Source organism: Mucilaginibacter endophyticus, assembly GCF_003351025.1.
Taxonomy (GTDB): Bacteria; Bacteroidota; Bacteroidia; order Sphingobacteriales; family Sphingobacteriaceae; genus Mucilaginibacter; species Mucilaginibacter endophyticus.
This window is the reverse complement of sequence record NZ_QPCG01000002.1, coordinates 607,654-624,943: the sequence shown is the minus strand read 5'-3', so window position 1 is coordinate 624,943 and position 17,290 is coordinate 607,654. Positions and strand designations below refer to the sequence as shown.

The window sequence follows — 17,290 nt, the reverse complement described above, 5'->3', positions numbered from 1 at the left end:
TATTTTTTTTGCATGTTATCGCTATTATTTAACAAGAGGCAGACTTATCTTAAAAACGACCATTTATCCAATCAACTGTATCATCAGTAAACCAGCGAAGCTAATTGCGCATATTGCAGGAGCATAATTGTTTTACCGTCTTTTATTTCTCCGGTTTGCATCATTTGCAGGGCCTGGCTGAAGGGTAATTCCAAAACCTCGATATTTTCATTTTCATGGGCGAGACCACCTCCGTCACTAACTTTCATTTCTCTGCTATATTCGGCTACAAAAAAGTAAAGGATTTCAGTGACAGAACCAGGCGACATGTATGCCTCAAAAACCTTCTTCACATCAGTTATTTTATAACCAGTCTCTTCTTCAGTTTCCTTACGGATGCAATCTTCCGGATTGTCCCTATCAAGCAGGCCCGCGCAACATTCAATCAGCATTCCATCAGGGTTGCCATTAATATAGGTCGGCAGCCTGAATTGCCTGGTTAATATGACAGATTGCTGCGCCTTATTGTAAAGCAAAATAGTTGCGCCATTACCACGGTCATATGCCTCGCGACTTTGAACCGAAGTATTTCCGTTGTTTTCTTTAACCTGATAAGTTACTTTCTTTAATGTGTACCAGTTATCTGATAAGATATCAGTACTAAGAATTTCTATTGGATTCATTTTGATTGATCGTTTTTGATTAATAATGATTATTTTTGAACGAATTAAAATAAATAAAATGAACTTTCCTAAAAGAAAACAAAAAATAATTGAACAGCTTGATCAGGCGGGAGAGGTTGATATTAAACAATTAGCCACCGAGTTGGATATTTCGGAAATCACAATCAGGCGGGATCTTAACCAATTGGCTGCAGACGGTTTGCTTTATCGCACCCACGGCGGGGCTACCAAAGTTAACCCTCTTGAAAAGCCGCATAGTTTTGTGAATAAAAGCGCACAAAATGCAGGCGTTAAAGATGCTATTTGTCGCCTGGCTGTAGCGCAAATTAACGATGGCGATATTATTTTTATGGATTGTGGCAGCACAGTTTTCAGACTTTGTCAGTTCATTAAAAACAAGAAGATAAAGGTGATAACAAATTCATTACCTGTAATATATGAGCTTCAGAATTGTGCAGTAAGCGTTAATATAATAGGAGGGGAACTTGACAAAGAGCGACAAGCCGTACATGGCACAACAGCCATTGAGCATATCAACAAATACCGGGCAACCAAGGCTTTTTTAGGTATTGATGGTATTTCAAAAACCGGGCTGTTTGCCAATAGCGAATACGAAGCATCCATTACTTCCGCTTTCGCCGCTAATAGCGCTTATACCTATATTTTGTGCGACGCCACCAAAATCGGAAAAGAAACCTACCTTAATTTTGCAGGATTAGATTTGATTAACGCTATTATCACCGATGCGGAAGCAGATCAGCTAAAGGACTTTAACACAAAAGAGATAACTATTTTGAAAGCAAGTGTTTAAGCCGTTCTGAAAAAAGAAAAAGACGAATGACCATATTTCCTTTGTTCAACAAATGCAGGATGATTGCTCAGGTTTTGCAAGGATTGGTGTTCAACTATCAGTAGTCCATCAGACTTAAGCAAATTCTTTTCGAAAATAACTTTCGGTAAGTCAGGGATCCTGTTTAAATCATACGGCGGATCGGCAAATATCAGGTCGTGTTGTTCGGTTTCTACATTCAGATATTTAAATACATCTTCCCGGTAAGTTTTTATCTGCGTAAGCTTATGCTGACGCGATGTGTCTTTAAGGTAATTAACACAATGAACGCTCCTGTCAACAGAGATAACTTCAGCGGCACCGCGCGAAGCAAATTCAAGCGAAATATTACCGGTACCGCTAAACAGGTCGAGTACTTTAATACCTTCAAACTCAATTTGGTTAAGCAGGATATTAAACAAGGCCTCTTTTGCAAGGTCTGTTGTGGGGCGAACGGGAAGATTTTTAGGCGGGTTAAGCCTCAAGCCTTTTAAACTACCTCCGATAATGCGCATAATGAAAGAGCCGATATAGATAATACCCTGTGTGCTATAACCTCTGACGGTAATTTTAATACCTGTAAGCTGTTTACTTCGGCCTTTCCAAAAAACTCTGCCAGGCGAGTCAGGCTTTTGCTGTCGGATTCGACGTTACCGCTAATATATAGGCTGGTATATTTGGCATCAAGGCTAAGCTCATTAGCTACCAGCACGGCAAAGTAAACGAGTTCGTCGTCCCCATTAAAATCAAAAGAGTTGTAAAAACGTAGTTTATCTTGCGAAAAGTGCGCTATCTCGACTTTGTCTTTTTCAATATTCAGGTAGAGGCTATTATTGCCCGGATTGTTCTGCGCAATGGCTGTTAGCCAACCTTTTGATGTATAAACAGTATTGCGGATACCAAATTCATCGGCAGCATTTACAATGGTTTCGCTGGTGTTGTATACAATGATATTTTCCTTATCTAATATTTGAGCTAAAACTTTACTGTTGGGCTTCGTATCCAGAAAACGGGCCAGATTCGGCAGCCGGTCGTCCGAAAATAATGCTGCTGGTACAAGAGTAAAGCTATGGGCAGGCAAGCCGATAATCATTTGCCTGTATTTGGCAGATAAAAGATCAAGCAATTCCTGCGGATCACTCAGTTCATCAAAAGGGTAATTTTCGGCCCAGGCTATTAGTTTGCCATTTTCGGTGATTGCATATGAAAACGAATTGTTTTCAACCTGAATTAATAAAACATAGTCTTCAGTTTTATCTAAACTAAAGTTATCGTCGTGGTAGGTATAATTGTGTTCGTTCATGCCTGTTTAACAAAAGTAGCATTTTTTTAATTGCTGTGCGGTTTTCAGAAAACGTAGCTATATAAATCGGTAAAATATTAATTCTTCAAGCATAACTATTCCCTTTTAAAAAGCAATAATATTATCTCTCAGCTTTATTCTGCAATAATGAATTTACTATATCAGTATATTTTCTTGTTCTGTTTTGGTGTTGACTATCAGTAAATTATGCTTATATTTATAAAACACGCTATAGTTATGGATATACTGCCTTATCTGCCGGTTATACTGGTTTTTGCAATGAAAATGGCTTGTTTCCTTTTCGGCTATTTAACAATCAGGTTAGGATACAAATTAATAAATAGCGGGGTAAAGGGTGAGTTTAAATTTTCAGCAGGCTATCATGGAGTTAAAGGCGGATTAGTCAGTTCATCTCCCGGATTACTATTTGTTTTATTAGGAATAATACTTATTGCTTTTGCTATTAAAGTAGAAAAGCCTTATGAGATTAATAAAAATTCTGCCCCATCTAACTTATATACGCCAGCTATACCAACTGATTTCGATTCTTTACCCAAACCTGATAAAAAATGAAAACGTTAATTTTAGTTTTATTGATCATTTATTCTGTTTCGCAAACTGAAACTTTTAAGCAAAGTTATCAGGAAGGATTTGCTTTTTTACAAGCCAGGAATTTCCAGAGTGCAATTGCAAAGTTTAAATATTCATATAAGATTAACCGCAATTATAAAACAGCATATTATATAGCTTTATGTTATAGCAGAACGCGTAATGTTGATAGTTGTAAGAAATATGCTCAAATAGTGATGAATGATAGTCAAACTCCCGCCAATTATAAACAGGAAAGCCGAAATATGTACAATTCGACACAAAGTAATATTAGTGTTTCCGGGCGTATGGAATCCGAAACAGATAAATAACTTACATAGCCACCCGAAGCAGAAAATAGAGTAGTATCATCACCAATATTGGCCGTAAAACAGGCTTGGGATAATAATCATTATCGGGGAATGATTTTTTGAAGAAATATTGGGTAAGTATCAATGCTCCTATAATTCCAATTGCAATGTTTAAACCCGCTAACAAAAATGTTGCTTTAAGCTGTTCGGGGGTAGGCTGGCCGCCTTTTGAAGCTACATTTAAGGCATCAACAACAAGTTTTAAATTAATGCCGGAGTAAGCTACTGCGAGGTTTGATCCGTAAAAAAATACCGCCATGAAGGCTATAACCGGTGGAATAGCCCTTTTATAACCTGCGTTGTACAAATTAATGATGAGCAATACTCCTCCGAATATGAAATTGAAAAACGAGAACCAAAATATGGCTCGTTTTGAATATATATCTACAAAATCATCTTCCTGGTAGCTTTCCTCTTTATTTTCGTCAAATTCCATGGCTCAAATGTAAAACTAATCTTACTGAATTAAATTACTAATCATCATTTTTGCAGGGTGTCAACTCCCGATCATATCCGTCAGTCATTCCCGCACGAGCCAACAGGCCAGCAAACCGAACTTTTTGGTAAGCTGCATGCTTTTTTAAAAAGTACCGATGGCGATGAATGCTTTATTTTGAAAGGTTATGCCGGTACAGGTAAAACAACTATAGTGGGTGCATTGGTAAAAGCACTGAGGCATTATAACTATAAAGCAGTGTTGTTAGCCCCAACCGGACGCGCAGCCAAGGTTATTACCAATTATTCGGGGCGTAAAGCTTTTACTATTCACAAACGTATTTATCGTAAAAAATCAGCATTAACTATCGATGATGGTTTTGCCCTTGCCGATAACCTGGCCAGTGATACCCTTTTTATTGTTGATGAAGCTTCCATGATCTCGGATGAGGCAATGGGGAGCAACCACGTTTCGTTATTGTTTGATTTGCTGAGGTACGTTTACAATGATAAAAATTGTAAGCTGGTATTAGTAGGAGATACAGCACAATTACCTCCTGTAGGGGCCGATAACAGCCCTGCGCTTGATGAGCAGGTCATGAATGGGAAATTTGGTATTACCATATTTAAATATGAGCTTACTGAGGTATTAAGGCAACAAAAGGATTCGGGCATATTATTTAATGCTACAAACATCCGCGACCTGATTCGCACAGAAACTATTGAAGCTCCCCAAATTGTCACCAAAGGATTTAAGGATGTGTTCAGGATGACCGGCGAGCGTTTGCCCGAAGGGTTGGAATATGCATACCGTAAATATGGGCATGATCGTACACTCATTATTTGCAGGTCAAATAAAAATGCCAACCTGTATAACGGGCAGATCCGCAACCGTATTTTGTATCGTGAGGAAGAACTTACCGGGGGCGATCAGATCATGATTGTGAAGAACAATTACTTTTGGCTGCAGGATAAGGACGAAAATAGTACCGCGTTTATAGCCAACGGCGATATTGCCCGGATAGTGAAAGTACGGCGCACCGAGGAGATGTATGGTTTGCGCTTTGCCGATGTTCAACTGGAGTTTATTGACTATGCTGAAGATCCCACCCTTGACTGCAAGGTGTTGCTTGATACCCTTTATGCTGATTCACCGGCGTTGAGCCAGGAAAATCAAAAATTGTTTTACCAGGAAGTAATGAAGGACTATGAACATTTGCCCAATAAACGGGCCATGCACAATGAGCTAAAGCTTAATCCTTATTATAATGCCTTACAGATAAAATTTGCTTATGCCATCACCTGTCATAAAGCCCAGGGTGGGCAGTGGGACGCGGTTTTTGTTGATCAGGGTTATGTAACCGACGAGATGATCAATATGGATTTTTTGCGTTGGTTTTACACCGCGCTCACCCGCGCCACTACCGAATTGTTTTTGGTAAACTTTGATAACAGGTTTTATAAGTTAAAGGAAGAATAATTACACAGATCCTTAAAACGGGTTGGTTGCCGGTAGCGTGATCCTGAAAGTTGATCCTTGTCCCTCGGTACTGGTAACGGTAATAATACCATTGTGTTTTTCGATGATCTGGCGCACTATGCTTAAGCCAAGCCCCGTTGATTTTTCTCCGCGTAAACCTGTGCGGCCGGCCTTTGAAAACCGGTTGAAGATCTCCGGAAGCATGTCGGCCGGAATGCCCATACCATAATCCTGAACCTCGATAGTCACCACATCTGTTTGTTTAGCCAGGCGTATATCTACGCGGTCCCGGTCTTTCGAAAACTTTACAGCATTGCTGATCAGGTTATCAATAACCCGGTGAAATTTTTCGTGGTTGATATGCGCGTTTACAGCAGCTGTATGACTAATGAACAGCACATTAACCTTATTTCCTTGTTGTAAGTTCCATTGGCTTACAATACTGTTAAGCCATTGGTTCAGTTCGGTATTCTGGGTTTGAAAAACAGCTATATTCTCGTTTTTGGCAGCCTCAAGTAAGTCATCAATGATGCTTCTGGCTTTTACGCATGATGCCTTCATCATATTGATGTTATCTTGTGTGTCCTCATCAACTTCATCAAGCTCCATCATCATGGCAATTGACTCGACGGCTCCTATAGGGTTTCGTAAATCATGGGCTACCATACCCAATACCTGGTTTTTAAATTCGCTGGCTTTTTCTATCTCGGCGTTTTTCTCACGGATCTCGATCACCTGTAAGTAGTAATTGGCCTTATAAGTAAAAAAATACCTCGATGTAAAATAAAAGCCAGAAAGTAAAATAGCCGATATCAACTGGTTATACAGCATATCGGTAGCCGGGGTTTGGCTGTAAAATAACAGCGAAGTGAAAAACACCTCAACGGCTACAAGCAGTAAAATAGTTTCATAGTACTCAAAAACAAATATTACGCTGATCAGGCTCAAAGCAACAAGATATAACGTGAGCGCGTTGCTTGGATCAGAGGTAGCTATAAAGCTCGAATACATTCCGCAAACAATAATATAAAGCGAAAACAAAAACACAAGCAGCGACATACCTGTTGTTGCTTTTTTATGGCTTTTGAAACTTGCTATAAAAAGATTGCTTGCTATCAGAAAAATAGGCGTAACAATAATAAAAACCCAATTACTGAAGCTAAATTCGGGGAAGTTTTGAGCTTTTGTTAAACTAACCGGGAATACGAGGTAAAGGGCGCGGATAATTACGTTTAGCACCAAAAATATCATACTGGCGCCTCTTATAGCCACCAGGTTTTGGTAGGTATAGTAGTCGCGGTATTGCGAACGGTATTTTATCGGAAGGCTGTTAAAAAAGAAATGGGTATTCACCTGATATTATAGCATAGATTATAACAAAACTATGAATTTATTTCTGGTTTATGTAACAGGAATATGACAAAACGCCATTCGGTTTTGCAATTGAATGACATTTTTTCACTATAGGTTAAATGGCAGATAATTTGATCACAACTAATCACTATGAATTTTAACAACTTTACCATAAAAGCTCAGGAGGCCGTGCAGAAGGCTTCTGAAATTGCTGTTGGTAACCAACAGCAGGCAATTGAGACCGCACATCTGCTTAAAGGCTTGTTGCTGGTTGATGAAAACGTAATTACCTACTTATTAAAGAAATTAAACGTTAACCTGAACAGGTTAAACGATACGCTTGATGCGCAGATCGCATCGTTCCCTAAAGTAAGCGGGAGCAACGTATATCTTTCGTCTGAAGCAAATTCGGCTTTGCAAAAAGCTACAGGATATTTAAAGGAATTTAAGGATGAATTTGTATCGGTTGAGCACGTGCTGCTGGGAATTTTGGCAGCCGGTGGTGCAGTGAGCACCATGCTTAAAGATTCGGGTGTGAATGAAAAAGACCTGAAAAAAGCCATCATCGAATTACGTGGCGATAGCAAAGTGACCGATCAAAACGCCGAAGCTACTTACAATGCCCTTAACAAATACGCCCGTAACCTGAATGAATATGCAGGCTCTGGCAAGTTGGATCCGGTTATTGGCCGCGACGATGAAATTCGCCGTGTAATCCAGATCCTTTCACGCCGTACTAAAAACAACCCTATTCTGGTTGGCGAACCTGGTGTTGGTAAAACAGCCATCGCCGAAGGTATTGCTTTCAGGATCATTAAAGGCGATGTGCCTGAGAGCCTGAAAACCAAAGTTGTGTACTCGCTGGATATGGGCGCGCTGATAGCAGGCGCCAAATACAAAGGTGAGTTTGAAGAACGATTAAAGGCCGTTGTAAAAGAAGTAACCCAAAGTGATGGCGAGATCATCCTGTTTATTGATGAGATCCACACATTGGTTGGAGCCGGCGGGGGAGAAGGTGCTATGGATGCTGCTAATATCCTGAAACCTGCCTTAGCGCGTGGCGAACTTCGCTCCATTGGTGCAACTACGCTTAACGAGTATCAGAAATATCTTGAAAAAGATAAAGCATTGGAACGCCGTTTCCAGAAGGTGATGGTTGAAGAACCTGATGCTGCTGATGCCATTTCAATTTTACGTGGCTTGAAAGAGCGTTATGAAACCCACCACAAAGTGAGGATCAAAGACGAAGCGATCATCGCTTCTGTCGAAATGTCACAACGCTATATTTCCGACAGGTTTTTACCAGATAAAGCTATCGACCTGATGGACGAAGCAGCTTCAAAACTTCGTTTGGAAATGGATTCGGTACCGGAAGTGGTTGATGAACTGGAGCGCCGCATCATGCAGCTTGAAATTGAGCGCGAAGCCATCAAGCGTGAAAAAGACGACCGCAAGGTTGCCGAACTAAGTGAAGAAATTGCCAACCTGTCGCAACAACGCGATTCGCTACGTGCCAAATGGAAAGGTGAAAAAGATCTTGTTGATGGCATCAACGCTAAGGTTGAGCTGATAGAAAATTATAAGCTGGAAGCTGAACAGGCCGAACGCGCCGGTGATTATGGTAAAGTAGCCGAATTACGCTACGGTACCATAGTACAGGCACAGGCCGAAGTTGAAAAGCTGAAAGCTGCCCTGCTTGAAAATCAGAGCGACAGCCGCATGCTGAAAGAGGAAGTTACCGCCGACGATATTGCCGGTGTAGTAAGCCGCTGGACAGGCATCCCGGTTAGCAAAATGATCCAGAGCGAACGTGAGAAACTGCTTAACCTGGAAGCCGAATTGCACAAACGTGTGGCCGGGCAGGAAGAAGCGATAGAAGCAATAAGTGATGCTATCCGCCGAAGCCGTGCAGGCTTGCAGGATAAGCGCAGGCCAATAGGTTCGTTCATATTTTTAGGTACAACCGGTGTAGGTAAAACCGAGCTGGCTAAGGCTTTGGCCGAGTACCTGTTTAATGACGAAGGCGCGCTTGTGAGGATAGATATGAGTGAATACCAGGAACGCCATGCTGTGTCAAGGCTGATAGGAGCGCCTCCGGGCTATGTTGGGTATGATGAAGGTGGGCAGTTAACGGAGGCCGTGCGTCGTAAGCCTTACAGCGTGGTTCTACTGGATGAAATTGAAAAAGCTCACCCCGATGTATTTAATATCCTGTTGCAGGTATTGGATGATGGTCGCTTAACTGATAACAAAGGTCGTGTGGTGAATTTCAAAAACACCATCATTATCATGACCTCAAACATTGGTTCAAACATCATCCAGGAAAACTTTCAGAACCTGGAAGATACCAACCGCGATGAACTGGTAGCAAAAACTAAGAACGAGTTGTTTAACCTGTTAAAGGTAACCATCCGTCCGGAGTTTTTAAACAGGATAGATGAGATCATCATGTTTACTCCGCTTAACCGCGACGAGATCCATGACATTGTTAAGCTGCAGTTTAAACAGGTTCAGGATACCCTTGCCGAAATGGGTGTAACCATCGAAGCATCAGACGAGGCTTTGGATTGGTTAGCTCAGTTAGGTTATGATCCGCAATTTGGCGCGCGTCCGTTGAAACGCGTTATTCAGAAGAAGATCCTGAACGAGTTGAGTAAACAGATTCTGGCTGGCACGGTTGATAAAGACAGCTCTATTAAAATAGACATGTTTGATAACCAGTTTGTATTCCTGAATACGCCAAAGGTTGCCGAAGCAGCTAAATAAAATCAACTATTAATAACTCTATATATAATGAAAAGAGCGTCCTACGGGTCGCTCTTTTTTTTGGGTATTACTAATAAAAATGCTGAGGGATAGCTGTTGTAACTTTTTTGATTAACGATAAGTTAATGAAATGAAAACAAACTATGCCTAACATTTCTAATGGGTTACCGTATAATTTTATATTGTTAACTTATACATTAAAACCTAAAAAATCATTATGCTAAAGCTTACTAACCTGCGTGTGTGGGTATTGGCCGCTGCCGCAACCGGCATGCTGGCAAGTTGCCAAAAAAATGGTCAGATGCCTGCACTAACAGATGCTGATCAAACTACCAGCACTAAAACAATCAAAACCTTAGCTGTGTCCTTAACACAGGGGTTTGAAGTTGGTTCAACCAGCCCTAAAACTGCTTATGACGTATCTCCAACCGGTTCTTCAAGCGGCGACAATGTTACTTTATCGGGCAGTTCATGGAACATGTATGATGCCCTGATCGGTAATCTCGCTGCCGACCAAAAAGCAGGTTCATGGAGTGCCCGCGTACGTAACACCGGTAAAATTACCATGTTGTTTGATGTTACTACCGGCATCAGCACTGTAACTATTAAAAGTGCCACTTACAATGGTGATACTCCGAGCACTTGGGGCTTGTTCTACTCAGTTAACGGAGGTTCAACCTGGGCTCAATCAGGTTCGGCAATTACAACTACTGCAACACTTGCCACATCAACATTTACGGTTACACAAACCGGTAACGTTCGTTTAGAGATCCGCAAGCTTACAGGCGGTAGCAATCGTATCAACATAGATGACATCACAATCAATGATAACGCCGGTGGCGGCACAGGCGGTGGCGGCGGTACTGTACTTACAGGTAAGAAATTCCTGTTTGATGCAAGTCACCTTGAAAACGCAGGTAGCGCCGACTGGCAGATTGACGCTGATGGCACCGAGCAGGTTGCTATCTACACTGGCGGTACTACTACCGAAACCAAGGCTCAGCGTATCCCTACACCATCATACACTGGTATTACCTCTACCACTGCCGAAACCTATTGGAAAGGCGCGCTTTCTGCCTGGGCGGTAGAGCTGGTAAAACGTGGTGAATTGGTTGAATCATTACCTGTTGGCACAGCTATTACTTACGGTGGCGGTGGTGCTCAGGATTTAAGCAACTATGATGTATTTGTGGTTTGCGAACCTAACCGTTTATTTACTGCTGCCGAAAAAACTGCCCTGATGAACTTTGTGGCTAACGGTGGTGGTTTATTCATGATTGCAGATCATACCGCGGCTACAACAGCCGGTACCGATGCTAATGGCTATAATCCATCAGACCGTGACGGTGATGGTTATGACTCGCCAAGGGTTTGGAACGATTTGATGACCAACAATGGCATCAACAACAATAACCCTTTTGGTTTTAATATTAACTACGTTGATATCAACGAAAGTCCATCAACTAACGTGTACACAGGTTCAAACGCCGATGCGCAAAAAGTATTGAACGGCGCAGCAGGTACTGCCTCAAAAATGGCTTTCTATGATGGTTCAACAGCAACGTTATTCCCAGGCAATAACTCAAGTGTACAGGGTTTATTCTGGCGTAACAGTGCTACTAATGGTGGCAATGCTAATGCAATGGCTTTATTGGCTACCTACGGAAGCGGTCGTGTAGTTTGGATTGGCGATAGTTCTGATGCTGATGATGGCACTGGCGATACAGGTGATAGTTTGTTTAATGGCTGGTCTGGCGATGCTCCGTCGGGTTACACCTCACATTCATCATTCCACTTAAATGCATCATTGTGGCTGGCTAAAGCTCAATAAATTAATAAACGTTTTTCCGAAAGGGTAAGTTTCAATTGTTAGTTTAAGTCCTGTTGCCAATGGCAACGGGACTTTTTTATTTCTCAGGTTCAAACAAGTCAGTTGCCTTTTAGGTTATATATTAAAAGGTGATCAATCAGATCGTTTTTTATTTACCTATACAAAAACGTCACCATGAAAAATTATGAAACCTTAGTGGATGCCACTAACGACCTCCTGAAGAGAGGATATACGGCCAACCTTAGCCTTGATGGCGATACCATTGATGATAAGGAGAAAAATATACAAATGACAGCTGATGATTTTGAGATAGATGAGTTTTACCGCTTTGAAGGCGCGAGTAACCCGTCAGACATGTCGATAGTGTACGCGGTGTCATCATCAAAATATAACTTAAAAGGGGTGCTTGTAAACGCCTACGGTACCTATGCTAATGACAGCACATCGGCCATTGATGCCAAATTGCATCATTACATGGTAAGCCATAACCTGCATGGCGAAGACAGGCCAACCGCTTAGGTTATAAGTTTAAAGTCTTAAGTTAAAAGTCGGTAACAAATATTGTGGTAGGGACAGCCTTAATATTTGTTGTCGGCTTTTGGCTTTTTTAGGAGTTTAGCTCCTGTAGCATCTTTCTTCCTGCCGATTGTATAGCTGCAGTACCATCGCGCATTAAAAACTCCAATTGAGCCGGCAATTCATCAGCCACCCAGGGATAGCGGTGTCTTAAATTAAGCAAAGCCCAGCCTGCAAATACTTTCACCGCTATTTTTACCTTGGAATTTATCATCCAGTCAAAAAGCTGCTCAACGGCAGGCTCAAGGTTAAGCGTGTTCAGTTTTTGTTTTACAGGCGATTGTTCCTTCTCTTCGGTAGCGTGCATCAGTATTTTGGCATAGTGCCTTTGACAGCCTGGGTTGGTTACCTGCGAAAAGCGTTCAATTAAATACTCAAGGTTTTGAGTAAAAACACCGGGATCTTGCAGGAACATATTTTCCAGCAACCATGCAGCGCGGAAGGCGAGCGGTTTATCAGGATGAAAGGTAATGTCAATCAAATCATGTAAATCAAATTGCTGTTCCCTTAAAATCCGGCTCAACTCAAGTACCTTAAGTTTGCCTATGGTATTCGCAATTTTTTGGGTAAGTTCGTCGCGGGTCATTGGTAGCTTAAAAGTAAAAAAATACCTGTACCTAACCTAAAACACTCATTCATTTTTGATGCTCACTTTCAATGTCATCAAAAGTTATACATTTGCTATCCGTACTAACAATTTAATAGATACATGGTTAAATTCAACCGATTTACGCTTGACAATGGCCTCAGGGTTATTGTGCATGAAGATAATACCACACCTATGGCCGTGCTCAATATTTTATATGATGTTGGCGCACGCGATGAAGATCCTGAACAAACCGGTTTCGCCCATTTATTTGAGCACCTGATGTTTGGTGGCTCTGTAAATATTCCAGTTTATGACGAGCCGCTGCAAAGGGTAGGCGGCGAAAATAATGCCTTTACCAGTAACGATATCACCAACTATTATATCACCCTACCATCTGCCAACCTGGAAACAGCCTTTTGGCTTGAAAGCGACCGTATGCTGAGCCTCGCGTTTAGCGAAAAAAGCCTTGAGGTACAGCGTAATGTGGTTATTGAAGAGTTTAAGCAGCGTTACCTGAACCAGCCTTATGGCGATGTTTGGTTAAAGCTTCGTCCGCTGGTTTATAAAACGCATCCTTATCGCTGGGCTACTATTGGCAAAACCATCAAGCATATTGAAGACGCTAAGATCGAAGATGTAAAAGCCTTTTTCAAAAAACATTATAACCCTCAAAATGCCATTATGGTAGTAGGGGGTAACGTTACAACCGAACAGGTAAAAGAGCTTTCCGAAAAATGGTTCGGCGCTATACCGGCGGGCGAAAAATATCACCGCGACTTACCGCAGGAGCCGGAGCAAACGGAAGCCCGTCGTGAAACGGTGACTGCTAAAGTGCCACTTAACGATGTTTATATAGCCTTCCAGATGGGCGCACGTACCGATGCGGATTATTATGCTGTTGAATTGCTTTCTGATGTGCTTTCGCGTGGTAATTCGTCAAGGCTGTATAAATCGCTGATCAAGGAAAAACAGATCTTCAGTGAAGTACATGCTTACATTACCGGCAGCCTGGATAAAGGTATGTTTGTGTTAGAAGGCAAGCCGCTTGATGGCATTAGTATTGAACAAGGGGAAGCTGCTTTATGGGAAGAGTTGGAGAAAATAAAAGCTGAGGAAATCCCGGCAGATGAGCTTACCAAAGTGCAGAACAAAACCGAATCCACAATGATATTTTCAGAAATGTCGTTGCTGGATAAGGCCATGAACCTGGCCTCGTTTGAGTTACTGGGTGATGCAGATTTGATTAACCACGAAACAGCTAAATACCTTGCCGTAAGTGCCGGGCAGGTAAAAGAACAGGCTAATAAACTGTTCAGGGAAGATAATTCATCAACGCTTATTTATTTAGCCGAAAAGTAAAACAGAACCTTGATTTATGGGATTTTAGGATTGTCTTGATGGATCTATTATGGTGATATTAGGAAATCCCAAAATCATGCAAATCACGGTTAAAGATATAACATTCATATGATCAACAGACAATTAGCTCCTGAGTTCAGGGCTATCGATAATATTAGCCTGATCAGGCCGCAGCATCTGCAGCTTGATAATGGCGTTAACATTTTTTGCTTCAACTCCGGCGATCAGGAACTGGTACGCATTGAATGGATCTTCAGTAACCTAACTTTTGATCCGGCAAAACCATTGTTAAACATGGCTGTAAACTCCATGCTTACGGATGGTACCACAACTTTAACCGCCGCGCAAATTGCCGATAAAATTGATTTTTACGGCGCCTTTTTGCAGGTAGACTATGGGTATGAAAATTCGCAGGTAACTTTATACAGCTTGAATAAGCACCTGCATCATACACTGCCCGTTATTGCCGATATCCTGAATAACTCTATCTTCCCCGAAAAAGAGCTGGAAACATTTAAACGTAATCAGCAGCAAAAGTTACAGGTTAGCCTTCAGAAAAATGACGTGGTGGCTCGCCGTGCGTTTAACAGGGCTGTTTACGGTAGCACTATTTTTGGCTATGCCGCAGAAATGGGCGATTACCAAACACTACAGCAGGATGATATGCTGGCCCATTACAAAAAAATGTATCAGCCGGCAAATTGTACTATTGTTATAGCGGGTAAAATAGAATCTGAAACGCTGACACTGCTGACAGACACATTTGATAAAAGCTGGCCAAATACATCGGAGATTGGTGTAACAATTCAGCCTGATATTAAAGCTGCTACCGATTTGTTTTATTTTACAGAGAAACCGGAAGCATTGCAATCCGCAATCAGAATAGGTACACCTATCATCAACCGTTCGCATGCAGACTTTCAGCCGCTGCAAGTTTTGAATACTGTATTGGGTGGGTATTTCGGATCGCGATTAATGGCTAATATACGTGAAGATAAAGGCTACACCTATGGTATAGGTTCGGGATTAGCTTCATTTAAACAAGTAGGCTCGTTTTTTATAGCTACCGAAGTAGGTGCAGACGTTTGTAAATTGGCAGTTGCAGAAATTGAAAAGGAAATCAATACGCTGAAAACCGAACTGGTACCTGAAGAAGAGTTATCCCTGGTGCGCAACTATATGTTGGGATCGTTATTGGGCAGCCTCGAAAATGTATTTTCACATGCCGACAAGTTCAAGAGTATCTATTTTGCCGGTTTGGATTATGATTACTACGACAGGTATACTACAACGGTAAAAAATATAACATCAGATAAGCTGATCCAGCTGGCTAACACTTATTTTAACTTCGACCAGTTTTATAAGGTTATAGTAGGGAAGTATTGATTGTTTGATTGGGGATTTATTTTGATTTCGAATTTCGGAATTTCGATTTCGGATTTATTTTGATTTTAGATGTTCTATTTCTGTTAACTTAAATGGAACATCTAAAATTATAAATACTCATACCTAAATCCGAAATCGAACATCCCAATTCCAAAATCCTGAATTATCATCTTAAGGCAATTTTAAATAAATCCGAAATCTAAATTCCGAGATCCGAAATATTTTATTACCTTTGCCCGGCAAATAATAACTCCAAAATAATTATTTGCTATGCAGTTAGACCCATCAAAATTTGTTGCCGAAGGATTAACTTACGACGACGTTTTACTACTCCCGGCTTATTCAGAAGTTTTACCGCGCGAAGTGAATACCGGAACTTACTTAACTAAGAGCATCCGTTTAAACATTCCTATTATCTCGGCCGCTATGGATACCGTTACCGAGGCTGAGCTGGCTATTGCCATTGCTCAGGCGGGTGGCATTGGTATGTTACACAAAAACATGACCATCCAGGCCCAGGCAGACGAGGTGCGCAAGGTGAAACGCTCAGAAAGCGGAATGATCCAGGACCCAGTTACCTTACGCGAAGATGCTTTGTTAGCAGATGCCTTTCAACTGATGAAAGAATTCAGCATTGGTGGTATCCCGGTTATTGATGCAGATCAAAACCTGAAAGGTATTATCACCAACCGCGACCTTCGTTTCCAAAAGGATATGAGCGTTCCGGTAACCGAGGTGATGACCAAAACTAACCTGATCACTGCACCGGAAGGAACTACTTTGGTTGATGCTGCCAACATATTGCAAAGTAATAAGATTGAGAAACTACCGGTGATTAATAAAGATGGGAAGCTGGTAGGCCTGATCACTTATAAAGACATTCAAAAAGTTAAAAACTTTCCTAACGCCTGTAAAGACGAATTTGGTCGCTTACGCGTAGGTGCCGCAGTTGGTGTAGCTGCTGATAATATTGACCGTGTAACCGCACTGGTTAACGCTGGTGTTGATGTGGTTACGGTTGATACAGCTCACGGCCATTCAAAAGGAGTTATTGATATGGTTAAGGCTGTTAAAAAGCTTTATCCAAACTTGCAGGTAATTGCCGGTAACATAGCCACTGGCGATGCTGCCCTTGCCCTTGCCGATGCAGGTGCTGATGCTGTTAAAGTTGGTATTGGTCCGGGTTCAATTTGTACTACCCGTATCATTGCCGGTGTTGGTGTGCCTCAGTTATACGCGGTATATGAATGCGCCAAAGCGCTTGAAGGCCGTGGTATCCCTGTAATTGCCGATGGTGGCATCAAACAAACAGGTGATATTGTTAAAGCTATTGCTGCAGGTGCAAGTTCAATTATGGCAGGTTCGTTATTTGCCGGTGTTGAAGAATCACCAGGCGAAACTATCATATACGAAGGCCGTAAATTTAAATCATACCGCGGCATGGGTTCGGTTGAAGCCATGGCAAAAGGTTCAAAAGACCGCTATTTCCAGGATGAGACCGATGTAGTAACCAAACTGGTTCCTGAAGGTATTGTTGGTCGTGTACCTTTTAAAGGTAGCATGGCCGAAGTAATATTCCAATACATTGGCGGTTTACGTGCAGGTATGCACTACTGCGGTGCTGCTAATATCGAAGATTTGCAGAAAGCCAAGTTTGTTCGTATCACGGCTGCCGGTATGCGCGAAAGCCATCCGCACGATATTACTATTACTAAAGAAGCACCTAACTATACCAGCAGGTAATTCTGTAAAAAGTAAAATT

General features: G+C 41.6%; 16 protein-coding genes. 10 read left to right on the top strand and 6 right to left on the bottom strand.

From position 1 onward, the window contains the following. Nucleotides 1-83 precede the first annotated feature (83 nt). The gene (gene nudK, locus DUL71_RS10165) at nucleotides 84-662 is read right to left on the bottom strand and encodes a GDP-mannose pyrophosphatase NudK (protein WP_114937977.1); all 579 of its coding nucleotides are present in this window, start codon (nucleotides 660-662) and stop codon (nucleotides 84-86) included. Between the two features lie 58 nt (nucleotides 663-720). Between nudK and DUL71_RS10160 the strand changes: the two genes are divergently transcribed. Beyond that, entirely contained in the window at nucleotides 721-1,473 is a 753-nt protein-coding gene (locus DUL71_RS10160; RefSeq protein ID WP_114938527.1) for a DeoR/GlpR family DNA-binding transcription regulator, read from the top strand. Here the strand turns inward: DUL71_RS10160 and rsmD are convergent. Then, the gene (gene rsmD, locus DUL71_RS10155) at nucleotides 1,470-2,006 is read right to left on the bottom strand and encodes a 16S rRNA (guanine(966)-N(2))-methyltransferase RsmD (RefSeq protein ID WP_114937976.1); all 537 of its coding nucleotides are present in this window, start codon (nucleotides 2,004-2,006) and stop codon (nucleotides 1,470-1,472) included. The genes DUL71_RS10160 and rsmD overlap by 4 nt on opposite strands. After that, the gene (locus DUL71_RS10150) at nucleotides 1,982-2,794 is read right to left on the bottom strand and encodes a DUF3822 family protein (protein ID WP_114937975.1); all 813 of its coding nucleotides are present in this window, start codon (nucleotides 2,792-2,794) and stop codon (nucleotides 1,982-1,984) included. Before DUL71_RS10150 ends, rsmD begins: the two co-directional genes overlap by 25 nt. A 237-nt stretch (nucleotides 2,795-3,031) precedes the next feature. Here DUL71_RS10150 and DUL71_RS10145 point away from each other — a divergent pair, with 237 nt between their 5' ends. Then, nucleotides 3,032-3,367, top strand: a complete 336-nt coding sequence (locus tag DUL71_RS10145) for a hypothetical protein (protein WP_154402354.1) — start codon at nucleotides 3,032-3,034, stop codon at nucleotides 3,365-3,367. Then, complete coding sequence (locus DUL71_RS10140) at nucleotides 3,364-3,714, top strand: hypothetical protein (protein ID WP_114937973.1); 351 nt, start codon at nucleotides 3,364-3,366, stop codon at nucleotides 3,712-3,714. Before DUL71_RS10145 ends, DUL71_RS10140 begins: the two co-directional genes overlap by 4 nt. Before the next feature lies 1 nt (nucleotide 3,715). On the opposite strand, the gene DUL71_RS10135 is transcribed toward DUL71_RS10140, so the two are convergent. Then, nucleotides 3,716-4,189: a hypothetical protein gene (locus tag DUL71_RS10135; RefSeq protein WP_114937972.1), complete on the bottom strand. Its 474-nt coding sequence runs from the start codon at nucleotides 4,187-4,189 to the stop codon at nucleotides 3,716-3,718. 57 nt (nucleotides 4,190-4,246) lie between these two features. On the opposite strand from DUL71_RS10135, the gene DUL71_RS10130 reads away from it, so the two are divergent. After that, nucleotides 4,247-5,668 (top strand): ATP-dependent DNA helicase, encoded by a 1,422-nt coding sequence (locus DUL71_RS10130; protein WP_114937971.1) that lies wholly within the window; start codon nucleotides 4,247-4,249, stop codon nucleotides 5,666-5,668. Nucleotides 5,669-5,680: 12 nt separating this feature from the next. On the opposite strand, the gene DUL71_RS10125 is transcribed toward DUL71_RS10130, so the two are convergent. Continuing rightward, nucleotides 5,681-7,021: a sensor histidine kinase gene (locus tag DUL71_RS10125; protein WP_114937970.1), complete on the bottom strand. Its 1,341-nt coding sequence runs from the start codon at nucleotides 7,019-7,021 to the stop codon at nucleotides 5,681-5,683. Between the two features lie 150 nt (nucleotides 7,022-7,171). On the opposite strand from DUL71_RS10125, the gene clpB reads away from it, so the two are divergent. The 3 genes from clpB (at nucleotide 7,172) to DUL71_RS10110 (ending at nucleotide 12,137) form a co-directional block, all read left to right on the top strand. After that, nucleotides 7,172-9,787, top strand: a complete 2,616-nt coding sequence (gene clpB / locus DUL71_RS10120) for an ATP-dependent chaperone ClpB (protein ID WP_114937969.1) — start codon at nucleotides 7,172-7,174, stop codon at nucleotides 9,785-9,787. Between the two features lie 217 nt (nucleotides 9,788-10,004). Further along, nucleotides 10,005-11,618: a hypothetical protein gene (locus DUL71_RS10115; RefSeq protein ID WP_208645520.1), complete on the top strand. Its 1,614-nt coding sequence runs from the start codon at nucleotides 10,005-10,007 to the stop codon at nucleotides 11,616-11,618. A 174-nt stretch (nucleotides 11,619-11,792) separates the two neighbouring features. Then, nucleotides 11,793-12,137, top strand: a complete 345-nt coding sequence (locus tag DUL71_RS10110) for a phosphoribosylpyrophosphate synthetase (protein ID WP_114937968.1) — start codon at nucleotides 11,793-11,795, stop codon at nucleotides 12,135-12,137. Nucleotides 12,138-12,225: 88 nt separating this feature from the next. Here the strand turns inward: DUL71_RS10110 and DUL71_RS10105 are convergent, their stop codons facing one another. Continuing rightward, nucleotides 12,226-12,780, bottom strand: coding sequence for a hypothetical protein (locus DUL71_RS10105; RefSeq protein WP_114937967.1), 555 nt, complete (start codon nucleotides 12,778-12,780; stop codon nucleotides 12,226-12,228). Nucleotides 12,781-12,903: 123 nt separating this feature from the next. On the opposite strand from DUL71_RS10105, the gene DUL71_RS10100 reads away from it, so the two are divergent. The 3 genes from DUL71_RS10100 to guaB all read left to right on the top strand — a co-directional run bounded on the left by DUL71_RS10100 (nucleotide 12,904) and on the right by guaB (nucleotide 17,271). After that, nucleotides 12,904-14,142, top strand: coding sequence for a M16 family metallopeptidase (locus tag DUL71_RS10100; protein ID WP_114937966.1), 1,239 nt, complete (start codon nucleotides 12,904-12,906; stop codon nucleotides 14,140-14,142). Nucleotides 14,143-14,250: 108 nt separating this feature from the next. After that, complete coding sequence (locus tag DUL71_RS10095; protein WP_114937965.1) at nucleotides 14,251-15,528, top strand: M16 family metallopeptidase; 1,278 nt, start codon at nucleotides 14,251-14,253, stop codon at nucleotides 15,526-15,528. 270 nt (nucleotides 15,529-15,798) lie between these two features. Beyond that, a complete protein-coding gene (guaB, locus tag DUL71_RS10090; protein ID WP_112569091.1) occupies nucleotides 15,799-17,271 on the top strand; it encodes an IMP dehydrogenase in 1,473 nt (490 codons plus the stop codon). Nucleotides 17,272-17,290 lie beyond the last annotated feature (19 nt).